The sequence below is a fragment of the Faecalibacterium sp. Marseille-P9312 genome (assembly GCF_902497445.1).
In the GTDB taxonomy this organism is placed as follows: Bacteria; Bacillota; Clostridia; order Oscillospirales; family Ruminococcaceae; genus Faecalibacterium; species Faecalibacterium longum.
In genome coordinates, this window is record NZ_CABVEW010000005.1 from 143,619 (window position 1) to 164,454 (window position 20,836).

Here is a 20,836-nt window from a genome sequence, read left to right on the forward strand (position 1 = left end):
TTACACCTGCCCCATTTTATTCCTGCCCTGCGCCGCACTGCACAGAGCGTATTATTATTCATTGAATATTATAGCGTATCCACCCACAAACTGCAACTGCCCCCGCCCATCAAAAATGCCCCCGTGCAGCACTTTTGGCGCTGTACGGGGGCATAAATTTTTTATGAAATTTCTGCGTTATGCGAGGATGGGCTCGATGGCAGCGGCCAGAGCATCCTTCTGAGCCTGAGCCTCGGCCAGGTCTTTGCCCAGAGTGGTGAAGTAGGTCTTGATCTTCGGCTCAGTGCCGGAGGGACGGACGACCACGGTAGCGCCGTTGTCCAGAGTGTAGATGAGGACGTTTGCGGCGGGCAGGCCGGTCTCTTCGGGCTTCTTGTAGTCGGTGACCTTGACCACCTTGTGGCCGGCCAGCTCGGTGAGGGGCTCGTCACGCAGCTTCTGCATGATGGAAGCCATCTTCTCCATGCCGGTCAGGCCGGGGAACTCGAAGCTGTCCACCTTGTTCAGGTAGCGGCCATATTCCTTGTAGATCTCTTCCAGACGCTCCTTGATGGAGGAACCGATGCTGCGGTAGTAAGCGGCCATCTCGCAGATGAGCATGGAGCCGATGACAGCATCCTTGTCACGGACATAGGGGCCGGCCAGATAACCGTAGCTCTCCTCGAAGCCGAAGATGAAGCGGTCCACTTCACCGGCAGCTTCCAGATTTGCGATCTGGTCGCCGATCCACTTGAAGCCGGTCAGCACGCTGCGCATCTCCACGCCGTAGTGGGCGGCGATGGCATCGGCCAGCGGGGTGGAGACGATGGACTTGACGGCGACGGGGTCCTTGGGCATGGTACCCTTCTCGATGCGGCCAGCGCAGATGTAATCCAGCAGCAGAGCGCCCATCTCGTTGCCGGAGACCAGCTCATAGCTGCCGTCCGGACACTTCATGGCGATACCCACGCGGTCGGCGTCGGGGTCGGTGGCCAGCATCAGGTCGGCGCCGGTCTTGGTGGCGAGGTCGAGGCCCAGCTTCAGAGCCTCGAAGATCTCGGGGTTGGGGTAGGAGCAGGTGGTGAAGTAGCCGTTGGGGTACTCCTGCTCCGGCACGACGGTGATGTCGGTGACGCCCATATCGTTCAGAACGTGGGTGACCGGCACCAGACCGGAACCGTTCAGCGGGCTGTAGACCAGCTTCAGGCCGGCGGTCTTGCACAGGCCCGGGCGCACCTGACGTGCCTCGATGGCGGCGTAGAGGGCATTCTTGCAGTCGTCGCCCACAAAGCGGATGAGGCCCTGCTCGACGCCTTCGGCAAAGGAGATGTACTTTGCGCCGGTCAGGACATCGGTCTTCTGGATCTCGTCGTAGACGATGGCTGCGGCGTCATCGGTCATCTGGCAGCCGTCGGGGCCGTAGGCCTTGTAGCCGTTGTACTTGGCGGGGTTATGAGAAGCGGTGACCATGATGCCCGCATTGCACTCATAGTAACGGGTGGCAAAGCTCAGGGCCGGGACAGGCATCAGCGCATCATAAATGCGCACCTTGATGCCGTTTGCGGCCAGAACGCCGGCGGCAGTCTTGGCAAAGACGTCGCTCTTCAGGCGGCTGTCGTAGCTGATGGCCACGGTCTGATTGCCGCCCTGGGTCTTGACCCAGTTTGCCAGGCCCTGGGTGGCCTGACGCACGACGTAGATGTTCATGCGGTTGGTTCCAGCGCCCAGCACGCCGCGCAGGCCGGCGGTGCCGAATTTCAGTGCAACGGCAAAGCGGTCCTTGATCTCGTCGTCGTTTCCCTCGATCCTGGCCAGCTCCGGCTTCAGATCTGCGTCCTCCAGATCCGCTGCCAGCCAGCGCTTATACTCATCCTGATACATATTGCACACCTTACCTTTATAATTTTTGACCATAATGGACAAATTCATCCAAGTCTACTTATAATATAAGCTTTTATACGCTTTGTGTCAATTCAGGATTATGTACCAAGTTTGCCCCCTCAAAACCAGCAAATGCCACAAATCGTGCAGGCTTTCCGCTCTCCTGCCGCCCATTTGCAGCCGTGCAGGGCCAGTACACCTGCCCTGCGTCGTCCAGTACATCCAGCCAGTGGCCCAGCCCTACTCCATTTTCGCACAGATACCGCATCAGGGACATCAGCCGCCCGAAGTCGCCCACCGGGCAGATGACCTGCTCCGTGACACACTCTTCTCCCTGCTGCCGCCGCACTGCCAGTACAACCCCCTCTTCCTCTACGCTTGCGCTGTAGTACAGCGTGTGTGCAAGCTGAAAGCCTTCGATCCTGGAATAGGGCCTGGTGTAACAGCAGTACTCTTTCGCAACCATAAGATTCTTCCTCCAATCGCAGATCGCCCGCGTTTCGTTGACATCTCACATGCCCTCTAATATAATAGATTCAAACAGAAAATTGTGTCGAACTTGGGCATCTGCGCCCTGTCTTTCCCATTTCTTAGTCAGTTCTTAGTCAACCATTTCATTCCTTTCGTCTGTTATCTCGGAATAAATTTCGAAGCACCGCAAAAAATTTTGTCACCCCCTTTTATGGATGGTTTCTGCCGCCCCATCGGGCAGAAAGGAGCGCCCATGTACGCAGTCCTCAAGAGCTTCGGCCTCAAGGGCCTCAACGGCTTTCCCGTGGAAGTCGAGGCCGACATCTCGGGCGGGATGCCCGCCCTCTCCATCGTCGGCCTGCCGGACTCCGCCGTCCGGGAGAGCGGCGACCGCGTCCACGCAGCCCTGAAAAATCTGGGCTTCAAGTGGCCTGACCGCCGCATCACCATCAACCTCGCTCCCGCCGACGTCCGCAAGACCGGCCCGGTGTATGACCTGCCCCTGCTGCTGGCGGTGCTGGCCGCTTCCGGGCAGCTGGAGCCGCCGCCGAAGGACACGGCCTTTCTGGGGGAGCTGGCACTGGACGGCAGTCTCCGCCCGGTGTCCGGCGTCCTGCCCATGGCGCTGGAAGCTGCTGCCGGCGGTGTGCGGGCGCTCTATGTCCCTGCCGAGAACGCTGCCGAAGCCGCTGAGGCCTGCGGCAGCGAAATGCAGGTATATCCTGCCGCAACGGCCCGTCAGGTCGTAGATGCACTGCGGGGCATCCAGCCCATCCTGCCTACGATGCCTGTCCCCTTCAACCCTGCCGATGCGTGGAACCACGTTCCCGATTTCGCTGACGTCTGCGGCCAGCCGCTGGCCCGCCGGGCGATGGTCATCGCGGCTGCGGGCGGACACAACGTCCTGCTCGTCGGTGCGCCCGGCACCGGCAAATCCATGCTGGCCCGCCGCCTGCCCGGCATCCTGCCGCCCCTGACCCGGGAAGAAGCTGTGGAGACGACGAAAATTTACTCCATCGCCGGGCAGATGCCCGCAGGCCGGGGTCTCGTGACGGCACGGCCTTTCCGCAGCCCCCACCACTCGGCCAGTTCGGCTGCGCTGGCGGGCGGCGGGGCGCAGTTCCGCCCCGGCGAGTGCAGTCTGGCCAACTGCGGCGTCCTCTTCCTCGACGAACTGCCCGAGTTCTCCCGCGAGAGCCTCGAAGTGCTGCGCCAGCCCCTCGAGGACGGCTGCATCACGGTCAGCCGGGCCGCCGGAAGCGCCACTTATCCCAGCCGCTTCCAGCTCGTCGCCGCCATGAACCCCTGCAAATGCGGCTACTACGGCCACCCTACCCGGGCCTGCACCTGTTCGCCCAGCGCGGTGCGGCAGTACCGCAGCCGGGTGTCCGGCCCGCTGCTGGACCGCATCGACCTCTGCGTCGAGATGGACCCGGTGGCCTTCGATGAACTGCATGGCGCTGCCCCTTCCGAGAGCAGCGCCGAGCTGCGGAAACAGGTCCTTGCTGCCCGGGCCATCCAGGCCCAACGGTACGCTGCTCCCGGCTACGAGGATGTGCGCTGCAACGCCCAGCTCACCGCCGGGCAGGTGCGGCGCATCTGCCGGATGACCCCCGCCGCTGAGCAGCTCCTGCGGGCCTCCTACGAGACGCTGGGCCTTTCGGCCCGCGCCCACGACCGCATCCTCCGGGTGGCCCGCACCATTGCCGACCTCTCCGGCAAGCGCCTCCTCGACGAGGATTCACTGCTCGAGGCTCTGCAATACCGTGCGCAGGAAAAGGTCGATCTGACGTTCTGATACAGACAAAAATCCCCCGGCTGGACCGGGGGATTTTTTGCGTTATAAAACTTTTAGAATCTTCTCCACGCATCGGGCAGGAAGAGCACCAGCATCGGGAAAATTTCCAGACGACCGGCCAGCATATCGAAGATGAGTACCAGCTTTGCAAAGTTGGAGTAGGCCCCGAAGTTCATCATGGGGCCCACCTGATTGAGGCCGGGGCCGATGTTGTTCAGGGTGGCGGCGATGGAGGTGAAGTTCGTCACCATGTCAAAGCCGTCCAGACTGACAAGCATGAAACTCGCCGCAAAGATGAAGATGTAGGCCGCCAGAAAGACGTTGGTGGTGCGGATGGTCTCATGATTGACCAGCTTGCCGTCCATCCGGACGGGGGCCACCACCTGCGGGTGGAGGGCCTGCTTCAGCTCCTTGCCCAGCGTCTTGCCCAGCAGGAGGAAGCGGCTGACTTTGATGCCGCCGCCGGTGCTGCCCGCACAGGCGCCCACGAACATCAGCAGCACCAGCACCTCTTTTGCCAGCGTGGGCCAGAGGTCGAAATCACAGCTGGAAAAGCCGGTGGTGGTAATGATGGAGCCGACCTGGAAGGCCGCATGGCGCAGCGCCTCGCCGAAGGTGCCATAGAGGCTGCGGATGTTCACCGTAATGACGGCCACCGCCGCCAGAATGATGGCAAAATAGGCGCGGACTTCCTCGCTGGACGCTGCGCGGCGGAACCGGCGCAGCAGCAGCAGGAAATACGCGTTGAAGTTGACGCCGAAGAGGATCATAAAGATGGTCACGACCCACTGGATGTAGGGCGAGAAGCTGGCAAAGCTGTCGTTCTTGAAGCCGAAGCCACCAGTACCCGCCGTGCCAAAGGCCGTGAGCAGAGAGTCGAACACATTCATTCCGCCCGCCAGCAGGAAGCAGAACTCCACCACCGTGAGCGCGAAATAGATGCCGTACAGGATCTTGGCCGTAGACTGCACCTTCGGCACCAGCTTGTCCACCTGCGGGCCGGGGCTTTCCGCCTTCATCAGGTTGACGTGGGAGCCGCCGGTCAGGGGCAGCAGGGAGAGCAGGAACACCAGAACGCCCATGCCGCCGATCCAATGGGTGAAGCTGCGCCAGAACAGGATGCCGTTGGGCAGGCCCTCCACACCGGGCAGGATGCTGGCACCGGTAGTGGTAAAGCCCGAAACGGTCTCAAACATGGCGTCCACGGGATTCGGGATGCAGCCGGTGAGGACGAACGGCACTGCGCCCATGATACTGATGGTGATCCAGCTCAGGGCGGTGGCCGCAAAGCCCTCCCGCATATAGAACACCTTGCTGCGGGGCTTGATGGCCTGCAGAGCAAAACCCAGCGCCGCACTGATGGCCGCCGTCAGCAGGAACACGCCCATGACGGCCCACTCGGCGTAGATGAGGCTCGTCACCGCCGGGAGCAGCAGCAGCGCGCCCTCTATCATCAGGATGTAGCCCAGCAGACGAAAGACGATCGCATAATTCATACGTCCTGTCCCCCGTTACTCTTCCACGATGTCCCGCAGGTCATGCAGGCCGTGTTCCAGCGTGACGACGATGACGTTGTCGCCCACCTGGATCTGGTCGCCGCCGCGGGGGATGAGGATATGGTCGCCGCGGGTGATGCAGCAGAGCAGCAGATTCTTTTTCAGATGCAGCTGGCTCAGCGGCACGCCGGTGGCCCGGCTCTCCTCATGGACCGTGAATTCCAGCGCTTCCACACGGTCGTCGAGGATGCGGTAAAGGGTCTTGATGTTGTTGCCGGCCTCGTTCTGCAGGGCGCGGACGTACTGCACGATGTAGTCGCAGGTCATGTACTTGGGGTAGACGATACTGCCCAGATCGAGCCCGGCCAGAATATCGTCGAACTCGAGGCGGTTGATCTTCGTGACCAGCTTGCCCTTGGAGTGCTTTTTCGCAAACAGGGTCAGCAGCACGTTTTCTTCGTCGATGTTGGTCAGCGCCACGAAGGCTTCGGTGGATTCCAGACCTTCCGAGAGCAGGAAGTCGCGGTTGGAGCCGTCCTCGTTCAGTATCTGTGCCTCAGGCAGGGACTCGGCCAGAACATTGCAGCGGGCCGGATCCCGCTCGACGATGCGGACGCGGACGTGATTTTCCAGCAGCTCCTGGCTCAGGTAATAGGCGATGGCGCCGCCGCCCACGATAAGGGCGTTGCGCACCGGCCGCACCGGCAGATTGATACGCTGGAAGAACTCGTGGGCCTTCTCCTGCGTGGCGAGGAAGGTGACCTGATCGCCGTTCTGCAGCACAAAGTTACCGTTGGGGATGATGACCCCGCCGTCACGCTCCACCGCGCAGACCAGAATGTCGCTCTTGAGGCGGGTGGGGATCTCGTGGATAGCCACGCCGTCCAGCCCCTGCCGCTCGGTCAGCGCAAACTTGATGAGCCGCACGCGTCCGCCCGCGAAGGTATCGATCTTGCTTGCGCCCGGGAAGCGCAGCAGATGGGAGATTTCCTTGGCCGCTGCCATTTCGGGGTTGATGATGGCCGAGATGCCGATCTGCTTCTTGATAAAGTCCAGCTCATGGCTGTAAGACGGGTTGCGCACGCGGGCGATGGCGTGGCAGTGGCCCGCCTTTTTGGCGAACATGCAGCACAGCAGGTTCAGCTCGTCCGAGCCGGTGACTGCGATGAACACGTCCGCTTCCTCCACGCCCGCCTCGGACAGGGTGGTGATGGACGAGCCGTTGCCGAAAATGCTCATCACATCGTAGGACTCCCCGATATGCTCCACACGGGCCTTGTTCGTATCGATAACGGTCACGTTGTGACCCTCTTCACTGAGCTGCCGCGCCAGCGCTGTGCCGACCTTGCCGCCGCCCACCAAAACGATCTTCATAGAATAACCCTTTCTCTTCTCCTGCGCCGTCTGGGCGCTATTGAATAGATTATACCACATCTCAGGCAAAACATCTACAAAATCAGCCCTTCTGCCGGCTTTATCCATCACAAAGCGCAGTTTGGGCGGAAAAACGGCCCCGGAACACACAGATCCCGGGGCCGTTCTCAGCGATTCAGGTATTTCAGTACCGCTCTACGCCGTCCTTGGTGACGAGGGCGTAGACCAGCGGGGCTTCCTCGGGCTTTTCGGAGCCGTAGACGAGGCCGCTGCGGTACTCGGCGGCGGCAGCGTCGAACTTATCCGCCGCGCCGTAGAAGGTGGCGAGGCTCTCGCCCTTGTGGACGTAGTCGCCGCGCTTCTTGTGGAGGGTGATGCCGGCGGCGAAGTCCAGCGGGTCGCCCTTCTTCTGACGGCCTGCGCCCAGCAGAACGCTGGCAGAGCCGATCTTCTCGGCGTCGTTGGCGACGATGTAGCCGTCCTCTTCGGCCAGCAGCTCATAGCTGGCGGCGGGCTTCTCGAAGAGGCTGTAGTCATCCAGAACGCGGGTATCGCCGCCCTGAGCCGCAAACATCTCCTTGCACTTTGCATAGGCAGAGCCGTCCGCGATGACTGCTTCGGCCATGGCGCGGCACTCGGCGGGGGACCCCTGATCGGCCAGCACCAGCATATTCGCAGCCAGCTGCAGGCAGACCTCGGTCAAGTCGGCGGGGCCGCGGCCCTTGAGCACGTCCATGCTCTCCATGACCTCAAGGCTGTTGCCGATGTTGTGGCCCAGCGGGGTGTCCATGTCGGTGATCATCGCAGCGACGCGGCGGCCATGATGGGTGCCGATGGAGACCATCAGCTTGGCCAGCTCGATGCTCTGATCCACGGTCTTCATGAACGCACCGGTGCCGGTGGTGACGTCCAGCAGGATGGCGTCCGAGCCGGAGGCCAGCTTCTTGGACATGATGCTGGACGCGATGAGGGGGATGCAGCTGACAGTCGCGGTGACATCGCGGAGGGCGTACATCTTCTTATCTGCCACGGCGATGCCCTCGCTCTGGCCAATGACCGACAGGCCAATCTTATTCACCTGTGCAAAGAACTCCTCCTGCGAGAGGGCGGTCTTTGTGCCGGGGACGCTCTCCATCTTGTCGATGGTGCCGCCGGTGTGGCCGAGGCCGCGGCCGCTCATCTTGGCGATTTTGACGCCGCAGGCCGCGACGATGGGCGCGATGACCAGCGTGGTCTTGTCGCCCACGCCGCCGGTGGAGTGCTTGTCCACCTTGATGCCCGGAATGGGCGAAAGGTCCACCATGACGCCGCTGTGGGCCATGACATCGGTCAGCTCAGCAGTCTCCTCGTCGGTCATGCCGCGCAGATAAACTGCCATCATCCAGGCCGCCATCTGGTAATCGGCCACCTCGCCGCTGACGAAGCCGTTGACGATGGCTTCCAGCTCCTCGCGGCTGTGGGTGCCGCCGTCCCGCTTCTTGGCGATCAAATCGTAAATGCGCATAAGGTCACGCTCCTAAATAATATTCTCCGCCGACGGCCCGGGCCGCGCTGCCTCGCCTCCGGCAATAGTATGACATTGTAATTCAAGTATAGCAAATTTTCCCGCAAAAGCAAGCGCTGTTTTGTGGAATCTGTTGAAAAAGAAGCAAAAAGGGCGCAGCCGCCCGGATAAGCAGCTGCGCCCGGAAAATACGCTCGAATCAGCGGGAACCCTTGTCGTAGGGGATGCCCTCGGCCTTGGGGGCCATGCTGTTCTTGGAGGTAAAGGCCAGAATGACCATGGATGCCACGAAGGGCATCATGTTGTAGATGTTGCTGGACCAGTGGAGCTGTGCGAGGAAGGTGGAGTCGGCGATGTTGGCCAGACTCTTGAACACGGCAAAGAACATGGCTGCGCCGCAGATGTTGAAGGGCTTCCACTGACCGAAGATCATAACGGCCATGGCAAGGAAGCCTGCACCGGCCACGCCGACCTCGAAGTTCCAGGTCTGGACGGGAGGCACGATATAGGCCAGACCGCCGATCGCACCCAGAGCGCCCGAGATGACGACACCGGCATAGCGCATCTTGTAGACGTTGATGCCCACAGAGTCCGCAGCCTGAGGATGCTCGCCGCAGGCGCGCAGACGCAGGCCGAAGCGGGTCTTGTACAGCACGATGTAGCTGATGATGAGCAGTGCGATGCCCAGCGGGACAAAGATGCTCAGCTCCAGGCCGCCGATGCTGAACAGGAAGGGCTTGTTGGAGTAGTTCAGCTTGGCGCTGCCACTGTCGCTGAAGTTCTTGGAGATGACCACAGCCACCGCCGTTGCCAGCAGGTTCAGGGCCGTGCCGCCGATGGTCTGGTCCGCTTTCAGATTGATGGACGCGAAGGCCAGCAGCAGGCTGTAGACCATGCCGGCGATAGCAGCCACCAGCACAGCGATGATCACGGTGGCGAAAGCCGGCAGGCTCGCGGGCAGCATGGTGAGGGTGAGGACACCCGCCACACCGCCGATGACCATGATGCCTTCCAGTGCGATGTTGATGATGCCGGAGTGCTCACTGAACATACCGCCCAGAGCGACCAGCATCAGCACGATGCCATACAGCAGAGTATACTTGATGAGAAGCAGCATATCACTTGCCCTCCTTCTTGGTTTCGGTCTTAGCAGGGGCAGGCTCTGCATTCACGTTGGTCTTGTCCGCATTCTTGAACAGCATGGAGTGGATCTTGCCACGGAACAGCATGGAGAATGCGCACAGATAGATGATGATACCGCTGATCAGGTCGGAGATCTCGGTGGGGTAATACTTGGTGGACAGGAAAGAGCCGCCGACCGAGATGTGGGAGATGAAGATCGCGGAGAAGATGGTGCCGATGGGGTTGGAGCTTGCCAGCAAGGCCACAGAGATACCGTTGAAGCCCATGGCCGGCAGGCTGGTGGAGTTCAGCGGGTTCCACTGAGAGACGTTGGACAGGTAGTAGAGGCCGGCGCCGAAGCCTGCCAGAGCGCCTGCAATGGCCATGGAGAGGATGATGTTCTTCTTCTCGTTGATGCCGGCGTAGCGGGCGGCGCTCTTGTTCAGGCCGACGGCCTTCAGCTCATAGCCAAAGGTGGTCTTGTTCAGGATGACCCAGATCAGAATGGCGACTGCCGCAGCGAGGAAGATCGCAATGGTGGTGCTGTTGGTCTGGAACATCTTGTTCAGGCCGAAGTCCGGGATGATGGACTGGGCGAACTCAGCGTTCTTGCTCAGGTTCAGGGTACGGGTGTTGCGCACGTCGTACATGGGGCCGGTGCCGTTCTGGTAGATAAGCTCATTGACCAGATACAAACCGATCCAGTTGAACATGATAGAGGTGATGACCTCGTTGATGTTGAAGTAAGCCTTGAAGAAGCCGGGGATAGCGCCCCAGATGCCGCCGAGGATGGTGGCGACGATCAGGCAGACATACCAGGGCATCTTGAGCATGATGGCACAGTAGAGTGCGCCGTAAGCGCCCAGCGTGTACTGACCGGCAGCACCGATGTTGAACAGGCCGGTCTTGAAGGCGAAGGCCACGGACAGACCGGTCATGATGAGGGGTGCTGCGTTGGCCAGCTCCTTGCCGACGCCGTAGGGGGCGTCATGGAAGCCGCCCTTAATGATGCGGACAAAGCCGTCGCCCCATGCGTGGGCCGGGTTGATGGCCAGCAGCACGAGGAAGCCCACAGCCATGCCGATGACGATGCACAGCAGCGCGGCCAGCACACTGGTGATGGAGCTGTTGAGGTTGCTGTGGGAAAGTTTTTTCTTGTTCATTTATTTGCTCTCCTTTCCCTGCTTGCGTGCGCCGGCCATGTAGAGGCCCAGCTCCTGCACAGTGGTGGTCTTGGGGTCGAACTCGCCCACGATCTCGCCCTCGTACATGACGAGGATGCGGTCGGACAGGTTCATGACCTCATCCAGCTCGAGGCTGACCAGCAGGACAGCTTTGCCCTTGTCGCGCTGGGCGACGATCTGGCGGTGGATGTATTCGATTGCGCCGACATCCAGGCCGCGGGTGGGCTGAACAGCCACCAGCAGCTTGGGGTCTTTGTCGATCTCGCGGGCGATGATGGCCTTCTGCTGGTTGCCGCCGGACATGCTGCGCACGATGGTGGAGCTGCCCTGACCGCTGCGGACGTCGTACTGAGCGATGAGCTTATCGGAGTACTCGCGGACTTTATCGGACTGGATGAAGCCGCCCTTCTGGAACTCGGGCTGCCAGTAGCGCTGGAGCACCATGTTGTTCTCGAGGCTGTAATCCAGCACCAGACCGTGCTTGTGGCGGTCTTCGGGGATGTGGCTCATGCCGTCCTTCGAGCGCTGGCGGATGCTCTCGCGGGTGATATCCTTGCCGTCCAGCGTGATCTTGCCGCCCGACAGTTTTTCGAGGCCGGTGAGGCCATAGACGAGCTCGGTCTGGCCGTTGCCCTCGATGCCCGCCAGACAGACGATCTCGCCTGCGTGGACCTGGAAGGTGACGTCCTTGACGGAGTCCTTCTTGCGCTGGTCGTTGTGGATGGTGACGCCCTCCACGTCCAGCACGACATCGCCCGGGTGAGCGGGCTTTTTATCGACCTGAAGCTGGACGTCACGGCCGACCATCATGCGGGAAAGCTCTTCCTTGGTGGTGTCCTTGATGTCCACGGTACCCATATACTTGCCCTTGCGCAGGACGGTGCAGCGGTCGGCGACCGCCATGATCTCGTTGAGCTTGTGGGTAATAAAGAGGATGGACTTGCCCTCCTTCTTGAACCCGCGCATGATCTCCATCAGCTCGTCGATCTCCTGCGGGGTCAGCACAGCGGTAGGCTCGTCGAAGATGAGGATCTCATTGTCGCGGTAGAGCATCTTCAAGATCTCCACGCGCTGCTGCATACCGACCGAAATATCACTGATGAGCGCATCGGGGTCAACACGCAGGCCGTACTTCTCGCTCAGGGCCACGACCTTCTTGCGGGCCTCGGCCTTCTGCAAAAAGCCCAGCTTGTTGGGCTCCACGCCCAGAATGATGTTGTCCAGCACGCTGAAGCACTCCACCAGCTTGAAGTGCTGGTGGACCATACCGATGCCCAGTGCATTTGCATCGTTGGGGTTGCGGATGGCGACCTCCTTGCCGTTTTTGAGGATCTTACCCTCCTCCGGCTGATACAGACCGAACAGCACGCTCATCAGGGTGCTTTTGCCTGCGCCGTTCTCGCCCAACAGGGCATGGACCTCACCTTTGCGCAGCTGCAGGGTAATGTCGTCGTTTGCCTTGATGCCCGGGAACTCCTTGGTGATATGGAGCATCTCGATCACAAAATCCTCTGCCAATCTGCTCACTCTCCTTTCGTGTCCAAACGACACTTATACTATTGTAATGCCCATTATACCGTATTTTTGCTGTTTTGCACACTTCTTTTTGAAAATTTAGTGTTTTGCCATATCATAAGTATCACTTTTGTGCATTTTGACGAACATTCCTTCATCGTCTTGAAAAAAGCATACAAAAAAGGCGGGACGCCCTTTGCAAAGCGTCCCGCCCGGGAAGTTTCTGATTACTGGATGTAGTTGACGGTGGTGAACTCGCTGACGGTGGGCTTGGTGCTGTCGTCAGAGCTGTTGTCCACAGCGATCTCGCCGCTCTTGATCTTCTCCTTCAGTGCCTCGTACTCGTCGGTGGTGAAGGTCTCGAAGTTCCAGCTGTCAGCATCGGTGGGCAGGCCGACGTAGTCGCCGTCCTCCAGACCGAAGTTGCCGTTGGAAGCAGCGATGTCGCTCCAATCGCCTGCCTCGATGTCGGACAGAGCGGTGTTGACAGCCTCGGTCAGGCCCTTCATTGCAGAGGTGATGAAGGGGTTGTAAGCGAAGGAGCCGTCTGCCACGCCGTTGACACCGATGTAGTTCTGGTCAACGTCAACGCCGACGACATAGCCGTTGCTCTTCAGAGCAGCCTCAACAGCGGAGGTGTAGATGCCGCCGCCGCAGGCGAAGACGACCTGGGTGCCGTTGGAGTACCAGCCCTCCATACGGGAGGTGATGTTTGCATCGCCGTAGAACTGGCCGCCGTAGAAGTAGTTAATGTCGATGTTGGTGCCCAGCTCCTGAGCAGCAGCGTCAGCGCCCTGCACGTAGCCGTAGCCGTAACGGATGACAGCGGGGACAGCCATGCCGCCGAGGAAGCCCAGCTTGGTCTTGCCGTCCTTAACGACAGCGTAGCCAGCCAGATAACCTGCCTGCTCCTCCTTGAAGGTGATGCAGTAGCAGTTTGCGGGGATGGCGTCGGTGCCGATGTCGCCCTGGGTGACATCGATAGCGATGAACTTGACATCGGGGTACTGGTCAGCAGCCCATGCCAGAGAAGCGCCGTACAGGTAGCCGACGCAGACGATGACGTCAGCGCCATCGTTGACAGCCTGGCGGATCATGGTCTCGCGGTCCTCATCGGAAGCGTCAGCCTCGGGGATGTAGTACTGGCAGTCATCGCCCATGTAGCCGGAAACAGCGGTCCAGCAGGCCTGGTTGAAGCTCTCATCGTCGATGGTGCCGGTGTCGCAGGTCAGAGCGACCTTCACGATCTTCTCGCCGCCCTCAGCGGTGGAAGCGGCTGCGCTGGTGGAGGCAGCTGCAGAGGAAGCAGTGGAAGAGGAAGAACCGCCGCAGGCAGTCAGAGCAGCGGCAGCAGCAGCGGCGCCAGCCACTGCCAGGAAGTTACGACGAGAAATCATCATAATGAAAACTCTCCTTTTATTTTAATATAATCGCGTTTTGTTGACGAAATGTGCGCACTTGCACATTTACTGGCTCAAGTATAGCGGGAAGAAGGGACAGATGCAAGCCTTTTCCGATTACAAAACATTTACAAATATTTTATCAAAATTGTATAAAAACCATACTTATCCCGGAAAATCCGCTCCACCCGGTATTTTTCGCGCAGCTGTGTTCAATCTTCCACGGCCTTGTTGCCCGCCACGTTGGAGGGGCCGAAGCCGAAGGGCAGCAGCTCGTCCATGCTGCGCTCGATGAAATCGTCCGGGCTTTTTGCCATGATGACATTCAGCTCCGGGCCGCCGAACTCGAACAGCGCCTGACGGCAGACGCCGCAGGGCGAGGTGATCTGCTTGTTGACTTCGCCCCGGCGCGCACCCACCACGGCGATGTCGGTGAACCTGGTCACGCCCTCGGCCACAGCCTTGAACAGGGCCGTCCGCTCGGCGCAGCTGGTGGGGGTAAAGGCGGCGTTCTCCACATTGCAGCCGGTGAAGATGCGGCCATCCTCGGCGCGCAGGGCAGCGCCCACCATAAAGTCGCTGTAAGGCACGTAAGCCCTCTCCCTGGCCGCAAGGGCCATCCGGATGAGCTCCTGCTTTTCTTCCAGAGTCAGTTTTGTCATAGTCGGTTCTCCTTTTTGCAATTTGCAGATATGGCGTTCTTCGTCCTGCGGGACGAAGCTGTTTTTGTTGATCCAAGTATAAATCATTCTTTTAAGGAGTGCAAGCAAAGCCGCCGTCTCTGCGTCGAAAAAGAGGGCCGCTGCAACCACAGCGGCCCTCTTTGATCCAAAAAGCTCTTAGTACTCCGCGCCCAGTGCGACCTTCATCATATCGGTGAAGCTCTTCTGGCGCTGCTCTGCGGTGGTGATCTCCGGGGAGACGAAGCTGTCGGAGATGGTCAGCAGGCAGGCAGCGTTCTTGCCCAGCGCCTCGGCGTTGGCGAACAGAGCAAAGCTCTCCATCTCCACGCAGAGGCAGCCGCGCTCGTCGCGCAGCAGCTCCCAGTAGGTGGGCTTTGCGTCGGAAGGCTGACGGTAGAAAACGTCGGAGGAGTGGATGTTGCCCTCGATGAGCTTGATGCCCTGCTTCTTGGCGGAGGCGCGCAGCTTATCATTCAGCTCCTCGCTGGGGAAGGTGATGTCGTGGTCGTTGCCGCTCTGGACGCGGGCATAGTTGGACTCACTGACCGCACCGGTAGCCAGCACGGTGTCGAACAGCTTGGCGTCGGCAGTGTAGCTGCCGGCAGAGCCGATGCGGATGATGTTGTCCACATCGTAGAACTTGAACAGCTCATAGGAGTAGATGCCGATGGAAGGCATCCCCATGCCGCTGCCCATCACGCTGATGGGACGGCCCTCGTAGGTGCCGGTAAAGCCCAGCATCCCGCGGACGCCCGTCACCTGACGGACATCCTTCAGGAAGGTGTCAGCAATGAACTTTGCGCGCAGGGGGTCGCCCGGCATCAGGACAGTCTTTGCGAAATCGCCCTTTTCGGCGCTGATGTGAGGAGTAGCCATAAGAATTATCTCCTTTTTATAAAATTATTTCTTCCCCGGGAATACGTTCTGCGGGGGAATGTACGAACCCTTGAGACGTATCTCAAAGTGGCAGTGGTTGCCGGTGGAACGGCCCGTGCTGCCCAGATAGCCGATGAGCTGGCCCTGCTTGACGGTCTGGCCCGCACTGACGGTCAGGGACAGGCAGTGCGCATACACGGTGCTGTATCCGCCGCCGTGGTTGATGATGACCGAGTAGCCATAGCCCGTACCTGCACCGGCCTTGTTGTAGCCCGCCTTGGTGACGGTACCGCCTGCGGAGGCGTAGATGGGCGTACCGGCCGGGGCGCAGATGTCCACGCCCCTGTGGCGTCCGCCGTACCAGCGCGAGCAGTAGCGGTAGTTCGGCACAGGCCAGATGAACTGACCGCTGCCGGTGATGTACTTGGTGCTGGAAGTCACCTTCTTGGTGCCTTCGACCACCTTCTTGTTCACCGGCTCCTTGACGACCTCGGTGGAAAGCACGCTCTGGTCCACAAGGATATTGTTGGTGTCGTAGACGTTCTGGAGAGTCACACGGCGCAGACCGTTCTCGCCCTCCTGGAGCACCTTGGTGGTTCCCTTCGTATATTCGTTGGATCTTGTCGTCTCCGTGGAGAATGCGATCTCTTCCTCACGGGTCTCGATGCGGGTGATGCGCACCTCAAGGCCAGCCTCTTCTTTGGTGATGACGAGGTGGTCGCCCTCAAGGATGCTGGACGTCTCGCTCAGCGGCTCACCCTTGAACGCCGGGTTGAGGGCGCACAGCTCACGGAAGGTCAGGTCATTGTTATGTGCAATGGACCAGAGGGTGTCGCCCGCCTTGACGGTGTAGACCTTCTGAGCCTGTTTCACGCCCACCAGCTCCTGCCGGACGGTCTCAAAATCCTGCAAGCCTTCCTTGAAGTAGAGGCCGTCTTCCAGCGTGACCTGCTTGTTGAAGCCCACGCTCACATTGGGGTCGTCCCCTTCTTCCTCGTAGGGGTCGAGCATGGCGGCGAGGTAATCCCGCAGCGCTTTGCCGTCGCTGCACACCGCCGTCAACTCGCCGTCCAGATAAAGAGCCGTGCCTTCGCTGATCTGGTCGCCGGCGCTCTGGATGATGGCGTTTGCCATCTCGTTTTCGTCCATCATGTGGTGGGCAATGGCGAGGGTGTAGCTCGGCTCGATGGTCCACTCGGTCTTGTCGGTGCCGGCGTAGCTGATACGCTCCATCACGTCCTCACGGGCCGTGTTGAAGACGTCCTCATTCGCCACATAGCCCACGGTTTCGCCGTTGACCCGGACGGCCAGTGCATAAGGCTGGTGGATGACATATTGGAACACTGCTGCGCCCAGCGCCAGTGCGCAGATGGGCAGGGCATACATCGCCATGCGGGGCAGCAGACTGAGGTTGCGGCGGACGCCGTTTTTGAAGTAGTGGACGCTGGCCTCAAATGCTGCACCGAAGCCCTGCTCCCTGCGGATGCGGTGGGCATGGATGAGAAGGGACACGATGCCCTTTGCAAACAGCACGATGGGGCCAAACAGGTCTTTGGCCACCTGTGCCGCGCCGGGGAACGCCGTCTCCGCCAGAGCCTTTGCAAAGCGGCGGATGCCTCCAGCAGCCCAGAGAGCGGCGTACTTGACGGCACGTCCCACCCGCACGGCAGCATACTCCGCGCCAAAGCCCAGTGCGTAGAGCACTGCGCCAACGCGCAATACCAGCTTCGACGAGCGCAGCTTCCGGGAGGCATTGTCCAGCCGGTGTCTGCGGCGGCGATACCGCCGGTGGCGGCGCAGCAGATGGACGCACTGGAGCTGCGCCCAAAGCGAGCGCAGCTTTGCGCGGAAGCCGGTGTGCCGCGGCGCACCGGCTGGCTCGTCCTGCCGCGTTTCAGTTGTTTTATCTTCCAGCAAAAAGGATGCTCCTTCCTGTATCTTCAGGAGATTCTGATTTGTCTCTTTTCTCTGTTATCGACACGCTGCCGCATCAGGACAGCTTTTTTGACAAGAATAACTCTATTTATTATACACCCTGCCGGCGCCGAAACAAGCATTGACACAAAATTTGGGCTTAGCTTTCACTTACTTTTCACGAAATACACAAATTTAGACAAAAAGCTTTGTCATATCCTCCGGCAGCGGGCTTTCCACCGTCACCGGCCTCAGGGTCGTCTCGTCCACCGGCACTTCGATGCGGATGCCGTCCGGCATCCGCTCGCAGCGCGGCACCCAGAACGTCTGTTTTGCGCAGTGGAGCGCCTGCCGCCCGATGCGCGCCCGGCTCCCGCCGTAGAGGTCATCTCCGGCCAGCGGGTGGCCGATGGATGCAAAATGTACCCGTATCTGGTGGGTCCGGCCCGTCACCGGGACGCAGGCCGCAAGGCTCAGGCCGTTTTCGGCTTTCAATATGGTATATTCCGTCCGGCTGGGTTTGCCGTCGGGGGTGACGCACCGCCCGATGATGCTCTCCCCCTGCCGCCCGATGGGGGCGTCGATGACGCCCGGCCCGAGGGGAAGTTCTCCTTCTGCAACGGCGTAGTAGAGCTTCTCCACCCGCTGAGCCAGCAGCGGGGCGGCGTAGCCATTCTGAGCCGCCAGCACGAGGCCGCTGGTGTCCTTGTCGATGCGGTTCACCGGGCGGAAAACGGGGCTTCTGCCCTGACGCAGCGCCCAGGCGGCATAGCCGTTCGCCAGCGTATCCAGCGGGTAATTCAGGGTAGGATGCACCGCGAGATGGGGCGGCTTTTCCACCACGAGGGCAAAAGCATCCTCGTAGACCACATCCACCGGGATGTCGTCCTGCGGCGCAACGCTCTCCCCCTCCGGCGGCAGTTCAAAGGAGATGACCTGCCCGGCCTCCACCCGGCGGTTGGCCAGGATGGGGGCGCCGTCGGCAAAAAAGCCGCTGCCCCGGAATTTCACGGCCCGGGACAGGTCGGTGGAGACACTGCACCTGCGCAGAAAACCGCGCAGCAGCATCCCGTCCGCCTCGGGCGGGACTTTGAAATAAAGCTTCATCTTCCCACCTCCAGCGCGGGCAACATATAAGATAAGTATAGCAAAATTCTCTTTCTCTTGCAAATCTTGTTTTTTTATGGTATCATGAGGAGCGGAAAACGAGTGGAACATACGGCGGCGGGGCGGCTTTGACCGCTCTGAGGAAAGTCCGGGCCTCACAGAGCACGGTAACTGCTAACGGCAGCCGAGGGTGACCTCAGGGAAAGTGCAACAGAAAGGAAACCGCCGCAGCAATGCGGTAAGGATGAAAGGGCGAGGTAAGAGCTCACCAGCGCATGGGTGACTATGCGGCTTTGTAAACCCTACCGGAAGCAACGCCTATATGGGACGTACAGCGCTGCTCGCGTGTCCCGAAGGCGGCACGAACCTGTCAGCAATGGCAGGTCTAGACAGATCGTCGTTTAATACAGAACCCGGCTTACGGTCTATCTCGTTTTCCATCTTTTGTTTCAGCGCTGTCTGCGGTGTGCAGGCAGCGTTTTTTCGTTTCTTTAACCACACTGTCACTTTTCGTTTGGGCCGGTTTGTGGTATACTGAACAAAACCCCACAGAGCATGCCTCCGCCGGGGCCTTAATTCAACAGACAGGATGTGAAATCCTCCGATGAAAGATGGTTTTTTGAAAGCAGCTGCCCTCTCGCCCTCGCTGCGGGTGGCCGACTGCAATTATAACGCTTCCCAAATCGTATCTCAGTTACAAGACGCTGCGGCCCGCGGTGTCAGGCTGGCGGTGTTCCCCGAGTTCTGTCTCACCGGCTACACCTGCGGCGATCTGTTCTTGCAGCGCACGTTGCAGCAGGGCGCGCTGGACGCTCTGCAGACCGTGCTGGACGCCAGCCGGGAGCTGGACGTCGTGGCCCTCGTGGGCCTGCCGCTGCTGGTGCGGGGCAAGCTGTACAACTGCGCCGCCGTCCTCTGCGGCGGGCGTCTGCTGGGCCTTGTCCCCAAGACCTACCTGCCCAACTACGGCGAGTTCTACGAAAAGCGCCAGTTCACCCCGGGCAGCACTGAGGTGGAGACGGTAACAGTCTGCGGGCAGGAGGTACCTTTCGGTACATCCCTGCTCTTCCGCTGCCGCCAGATGCCCAGCTTCGTTCTGGGCGTGGAGATCTGCGAAGACCTGTGGAGCGCTCTGCCCCCCTCCACCTTCCACGCGCTGGCCGGTGCCACTGTCATTGCGAACCTTTCGGCCAGCGATGAGACGGTCGGCAAGGCCGAGTACCGCCGGGCGCTGGTGTCGAACCAGTCCGCCCGCCTGCTCTGCGGCTACCTGTACGCTTCTGCCGGCCACGGCGAGAGCACCCAGGACATGGTCTTCGCCGGCCACGACCTCATCGCCGAGAACGGCACCCTCCTCGCCGAGACGTCTCCCTTCGAGGGCGGCTGGGCTGAGACGGAGCTGGACTGCCAGCGGATGGAGTCGGAGCGGGCGCGCAACACCAGCTTCGAGCCCAGCGCTGAGGGGTATCTGACCGTCGATTTCGACCTTGCCCTCACCGAGACCAAGCTCTCCCGCTGGGTAGACCCCACGCCCTTCATCCCCCACGACGAGCGCCGCCGGGCCGAGCGCTGTGAGCTGATCTTGAAAATGCAGGCCGACGGCCTCGCCAAGCGCCTCGAGCACGCCCACGCCAAGACGGCGGTCATCGGCATCTCGGGCGGTCTGGACAGCTGCCTCGCTCTGCTGGTGGCCGTCCGTGCCATGAAGCAGCTGGGCCGCCCCACCAGCGATGTGCTGGCCGTGACCATGCCCTGCTTCGGCACCACCCACCGCACCCGCAGCAATGCGGAGATCTTATGCGACGAGCTGGCCGTCAGCTTTACCGAGATCGACATCGCCAACACCGTCCACAGCCACTTCAGGGACATCGGTCAGGACGAGAGCGTGCTGGACGTCACCTTCGAGAACGGACAGGCTCGTGTGCGCACCCTCGAGCTGATGGACACCGCCAATCGCACCGGCGGCCTCGTCGTCGGCACCGGCGACCTCTCCGAGCTGGCGCTGGGCTGGGCCACCTACAACGGCGACCACATGAGCATGTACGGCGTCAACGCCGGTGTCCCCAAGACGCTGGTGCGCCACCTCGTCCAGTATGAGGCCGACATTGCCGCCTCCGCCGAGCTGCGCCGGGTGCTGCTGGACATCCTCGACACCCCCGTCTCCCCGGAGCTGCTGCCTGCCAAGGACGGCGAGATCTCTCAGAAGACGGAAGACCTCGTGGGTCCCTATGAGCTGCACGACTTCTACCTTTACTATGTTCTCCGCTTCGGCTTCGGCCCGTCGAAGATATTCCGGCTGGCGAAAGCGGCCTTCGCAGGCCGGGCCGAGTACCCGGACGAAGTGCTTTACAAGTGGCTGCGCAACTTCTACTGGCGGTTCTTCTCCCCGCAGTTCAAACGCAGCTGCCTGCCCGACGGCCCCAAGGTGGGCAGCGTCACCCTCTCGCCCCGGGGCGACTGGCGGATGCCCAGCGACGCAGCCGCTGCGCTCTGGCTGGCCGAGCTGGAGCAGATCCCGCTCAAAGGATAATT

The 20,836-nt window shown here is 60.6% G+C and carries 15 protein-coding genes and 1 other RNA gene; 3 read left to right on the forward strand and 13 right to left on the reverse strand.

Annotation, left to right across the window (positions count from 1 at the left end):
- Positions 1–177: 177 nt before the first annotated feature.
- Entirely contained in the window at positions 178–1,860 is a 1,683-nt protein-coding gene (locus F3G95_RS05425) for a phospho-sugar mutase (RefSeq protein ID WP_149794195.1), read from the reverse strand.
- Between the two features lie 73 nt (positions 1,861–1,933).
- Positions 1,934–2,326, reverse strand: coding sequence for a hypothetical protein (locus tag F3G95_RS05430; RefSeq protein ID WP_149794142.1), 393 nt, complete (start codon positions 2,324–2,326; stop codon positions 1,934–1,936).
- A gap of 258 nt (positions 2,327–2,584) precedes the next feature.
- On the opposite strand from F3G95_RS05430, the gene F3G95_RS05435 reads away from it, so the two are divergent.
- Positions 2,585–4,129 (forward strand): YifB family Mg chelatase-like AAA ATPase, encoded by a 1,545-nt coding sequence (locus F3G95_RS05435; RefSeq protein ID WP_149794196.1) that lies wholly within the window; start codon positions 2,585–2,587, stop codon positions 4,127–4,129.
- Positions 4,130–4,182: 53 nt separating this feature from the next.
- On the opposite strand, the gene F3G95_RS05440 is transcribed toward F3G95_RS05435, so the two are convergent.
- The 11 genes from F3G95_RS05440 to F3G95_RS05490 all read right to left on the reverse strand — a co-directional run bounded on the left by F3G95_RS05440 (position 4,183) and on the right by F3G95_RS05490 (position 18,304).
- Entirely contained in the window at positions 4,183–5,625 is a 1,443-nt protein-coding gene (locus tag F3G95_RS05440) for a TrkH family potassium uptake protein (protein WP_149794143.1), read from the reverse strand.
- 15 nt (positions 5,626–5,640) lie between these two features.
- Positions 5,641–6,999 (reverse strand): Trk system potassium transporter TrkA, encoded by a 1,359-nt coding sequence (trkA, locus tag F3G95_RS05445; protein ID WP_243130275.1) that lies wholly within the window; start codon positions 6,997–6,999, stop codon positions 5,641–5,643.
- 184 nt (positions 7,000–7,183) lie between these two features.
- A complete protein-coding gene (locus tag F3G95_RS05450) occupies positions 7,184–8,503 on the reverse strand; it encodes a thymidine phosphorylase (RefSeq protein WP_149794145.1) in 1,320 nt (439 codons plus the stop codon).
- Between the two features lie 199 nt (positions 8,504–8,702).
- Positions 8,703–9,620: an ABC transporter permease gene (locus tag F3G95_RS05455; RefSeq protein ID WP_149794146.1), complete on the reverse strand. Its 918-nt coding sequence runs from the start codon at positions 9,618–9,620 to the stop codon at positions 8,703–8,705.
- A gap of 1 nt (position 9,621) precedes the next feature.
- Complete coding sequence (locus F3G95_RS05460) at positions 9,622–10,788, reverse strand: ABC transporter permease (RefSeq protein WP_149794147.1); 1,167 nt, start codon at positions 10,786–10,788, stop codon at positions 9,622–9,624.
- Positions 10,789–12,303, reverse strand: coding sequence for an ABC transporter ATP-binding protein (locus F3G95_RS05465; protein WP_149794197.1), 1,515 nt, complete (start codon positions 12,301–12,303; stop codon positions 10,789–10,791).
- Positions 12,304–12,551: 248 nt separating this feature from the next.
- A complete protein-coding gene (locus tag F3G95_RS05470; protein ID WP_149794148.1) occupies positions 12,552–13,724 on the reverse strand; it encodes a BMP family ABC transporter substrate-binding protein in 1,173 nt (390 codons plus the stop codon).
- 212 nt (positions 13,725–13,936) lie between these two features.
- Positions 13,937–14,473, reverse strand: a complete 537-nt coding sequence (locus F3G95_RS05475) for a cytidine deaminase (RefSeq protein WP_347562903.1) — start codon at positions 14,471–14,473, stop codon at positions 13,937–13,939.
- A 90-nt stretch (positions 14,474–14,563) separates the two neighbouring features.
- A complete protein-coding gene (gene deoD, locus F3G95_RS05480) occupies positions 14,564–15,283 on the reverse strand; it encodes a purine-nucleoside phosphorylase (protein WP_149794150.1) in 720 nt (239 codons plus the stop codon).
- Positions 15,284–15,307: 24 nt separating this feature from the next.
- On the reverse strand, positions 15,308–17,200 hold the full coding sequence (locus F3G95_RS05485; RefSeq protein ID WP_243130276.1) for a M23 family metallopeptidase: 1,893 nt from the start codon (positions 17,198–17,200) through the stop codon (positions 15,308–15,310).
- 192 nt (positions 17,201–17,392) lie between these two features.
- Positions 17,393–18,304 carry an RluA family pseudouridine synthase gene (locus F3G95_RS05490; protein WP_149794152.1) on the reverse strand — a complete coding sequence of 304 codons (912 nt, stop codon included), beginning with the start codon at positions 18,302–18,304 and terminating at the stop codon, positions 17,393–17,395.
- Positions 18,305–18,403: 99 nt separating this feature from the next.
- Here F3G95_RS05490 and rnpB point away from each other — a divergent pair.
- Both rnpB and F3G95_RS05500 read left to right on the forward strand, forming a co-directional pair.
- An RNA gene (rnpB, locus tag F3G95_RS05495) (RNase P RNA component class A) lies at positions 18,404–18,741 on the forward strand.
- Positions 18,742–18,908: 167 nt separating this feature from the next.
- On the forward strand, positions 18,909–20,834 hold the full coding sequence (locus F3G95_RS05500; protein ID WP_149794153.1) for an NAD(+) synthase: 1,926 nt from the start codon (positions 18,909–18,911) through the stop codon (positions 20,832–20,834).
- Positions 20,835–20,836 lie beyond the last annotated feature (2 nt).

Bases quoted from the DNA above. Each gene is read 5' to 3' on its own strand.
- F3G95_RS05425 (WP_149794195.1), bottom strand. From the start codon at position 1,860: ATGTATCAGGATGAGTATAAGCGCTGGCTGGCAGCGGATCTGGAGGAC.
- F3G95_RS05470 (WP_149794148.1), bottom strand. From the start codon at position 13,724: ATGATGATTTCTCGTCGTAACTTCCTGGCAGTGGCTGGCGCCGCTGCT.
- trkA (WP_243130275.1), bottom strand. From the start codon at position 6,999: ATGAAGATCGTTTTGGTGGGCGGCGGCAAGGTCGGCACAGCGCTGGCG.
- F3G95_RS05430 (WP_149794142.1), bottom strand. From the start codon at position 2,326: ATGGTTGCGAAAGAGTACTGCTGTTACACCAGGCCCTATTCCAGGATC.
- F3G95_RS05465 (WP_149794197.1), bottom strand. From the start codon at position 12,303: ATGCTCCATATCACCAAGGAGTTCCCGGGCATCAAGGCAAACGACGAC.
- F3G95_RS05475 (WP_347562903.1), bottom strand. From the start codon at position 14,473: ATGATTTATACTTGGATCAACAAAAACAGCTTCGTCCCGCAGGACGAA.
- F3G95_RS05455 (WP_149794146.1), bottom strand. From the start codon at position 9,620: ATGCTGCTTCTCATCAAGTATACTCTGCTGTATGGCATCGTGCTGATG.
- F3G95_RS05460 (WP_149794147.1), bottom strand. From the start codon at position 10,788: ATGAACAAGAAAAAACTTTCCCACAGCAACCTCAACAGCTCCATCACC.
- F3G95_RS05450 (WP_149794145.1), bottom strand. From the start codon at position 8,503: ATGCGCATTTACGATTTGATCGCCAAGAAGCGGGACGGCGGCACCCAC.
- F3G95_RS05440 (WP_149794143.1), bottom strand. From the start codon at position 5,625: ATGAATTATGCGATCGTCTTTCGTCTGCTGGGCTACATCCTGATGATA.
- F3G95_RS05490 (WP_149794152.1), bottom strand. From the start codon at position 18,304: ATGAAGCTTTATTTCAAAGTCCCGCCCGAGGCGGACGGGATGCTGCTG.
- F3G95_RS05435 (WP_149794196.1), top strand. From the start codon at position 2,585: ATGTACGCAGTCCTCAAGAGCTTCGGCCTCAAGGGCCTCAACGGCTTT.
- deoD (WP_149794150.1), bottom strand. From the start codon at position 15,283: ATGGCTACTCCTCACATCAGCGCCGAAAAGGGCGATTTCGCAAAGACT.
- F3G95_RS05500 (WP_149794153.1), top strand. From the start codon at position 18,909: ATGAAAGATGGTTTTTTGAAAGCAGCTGCCCTCTCGCCCTCGCTGCGG.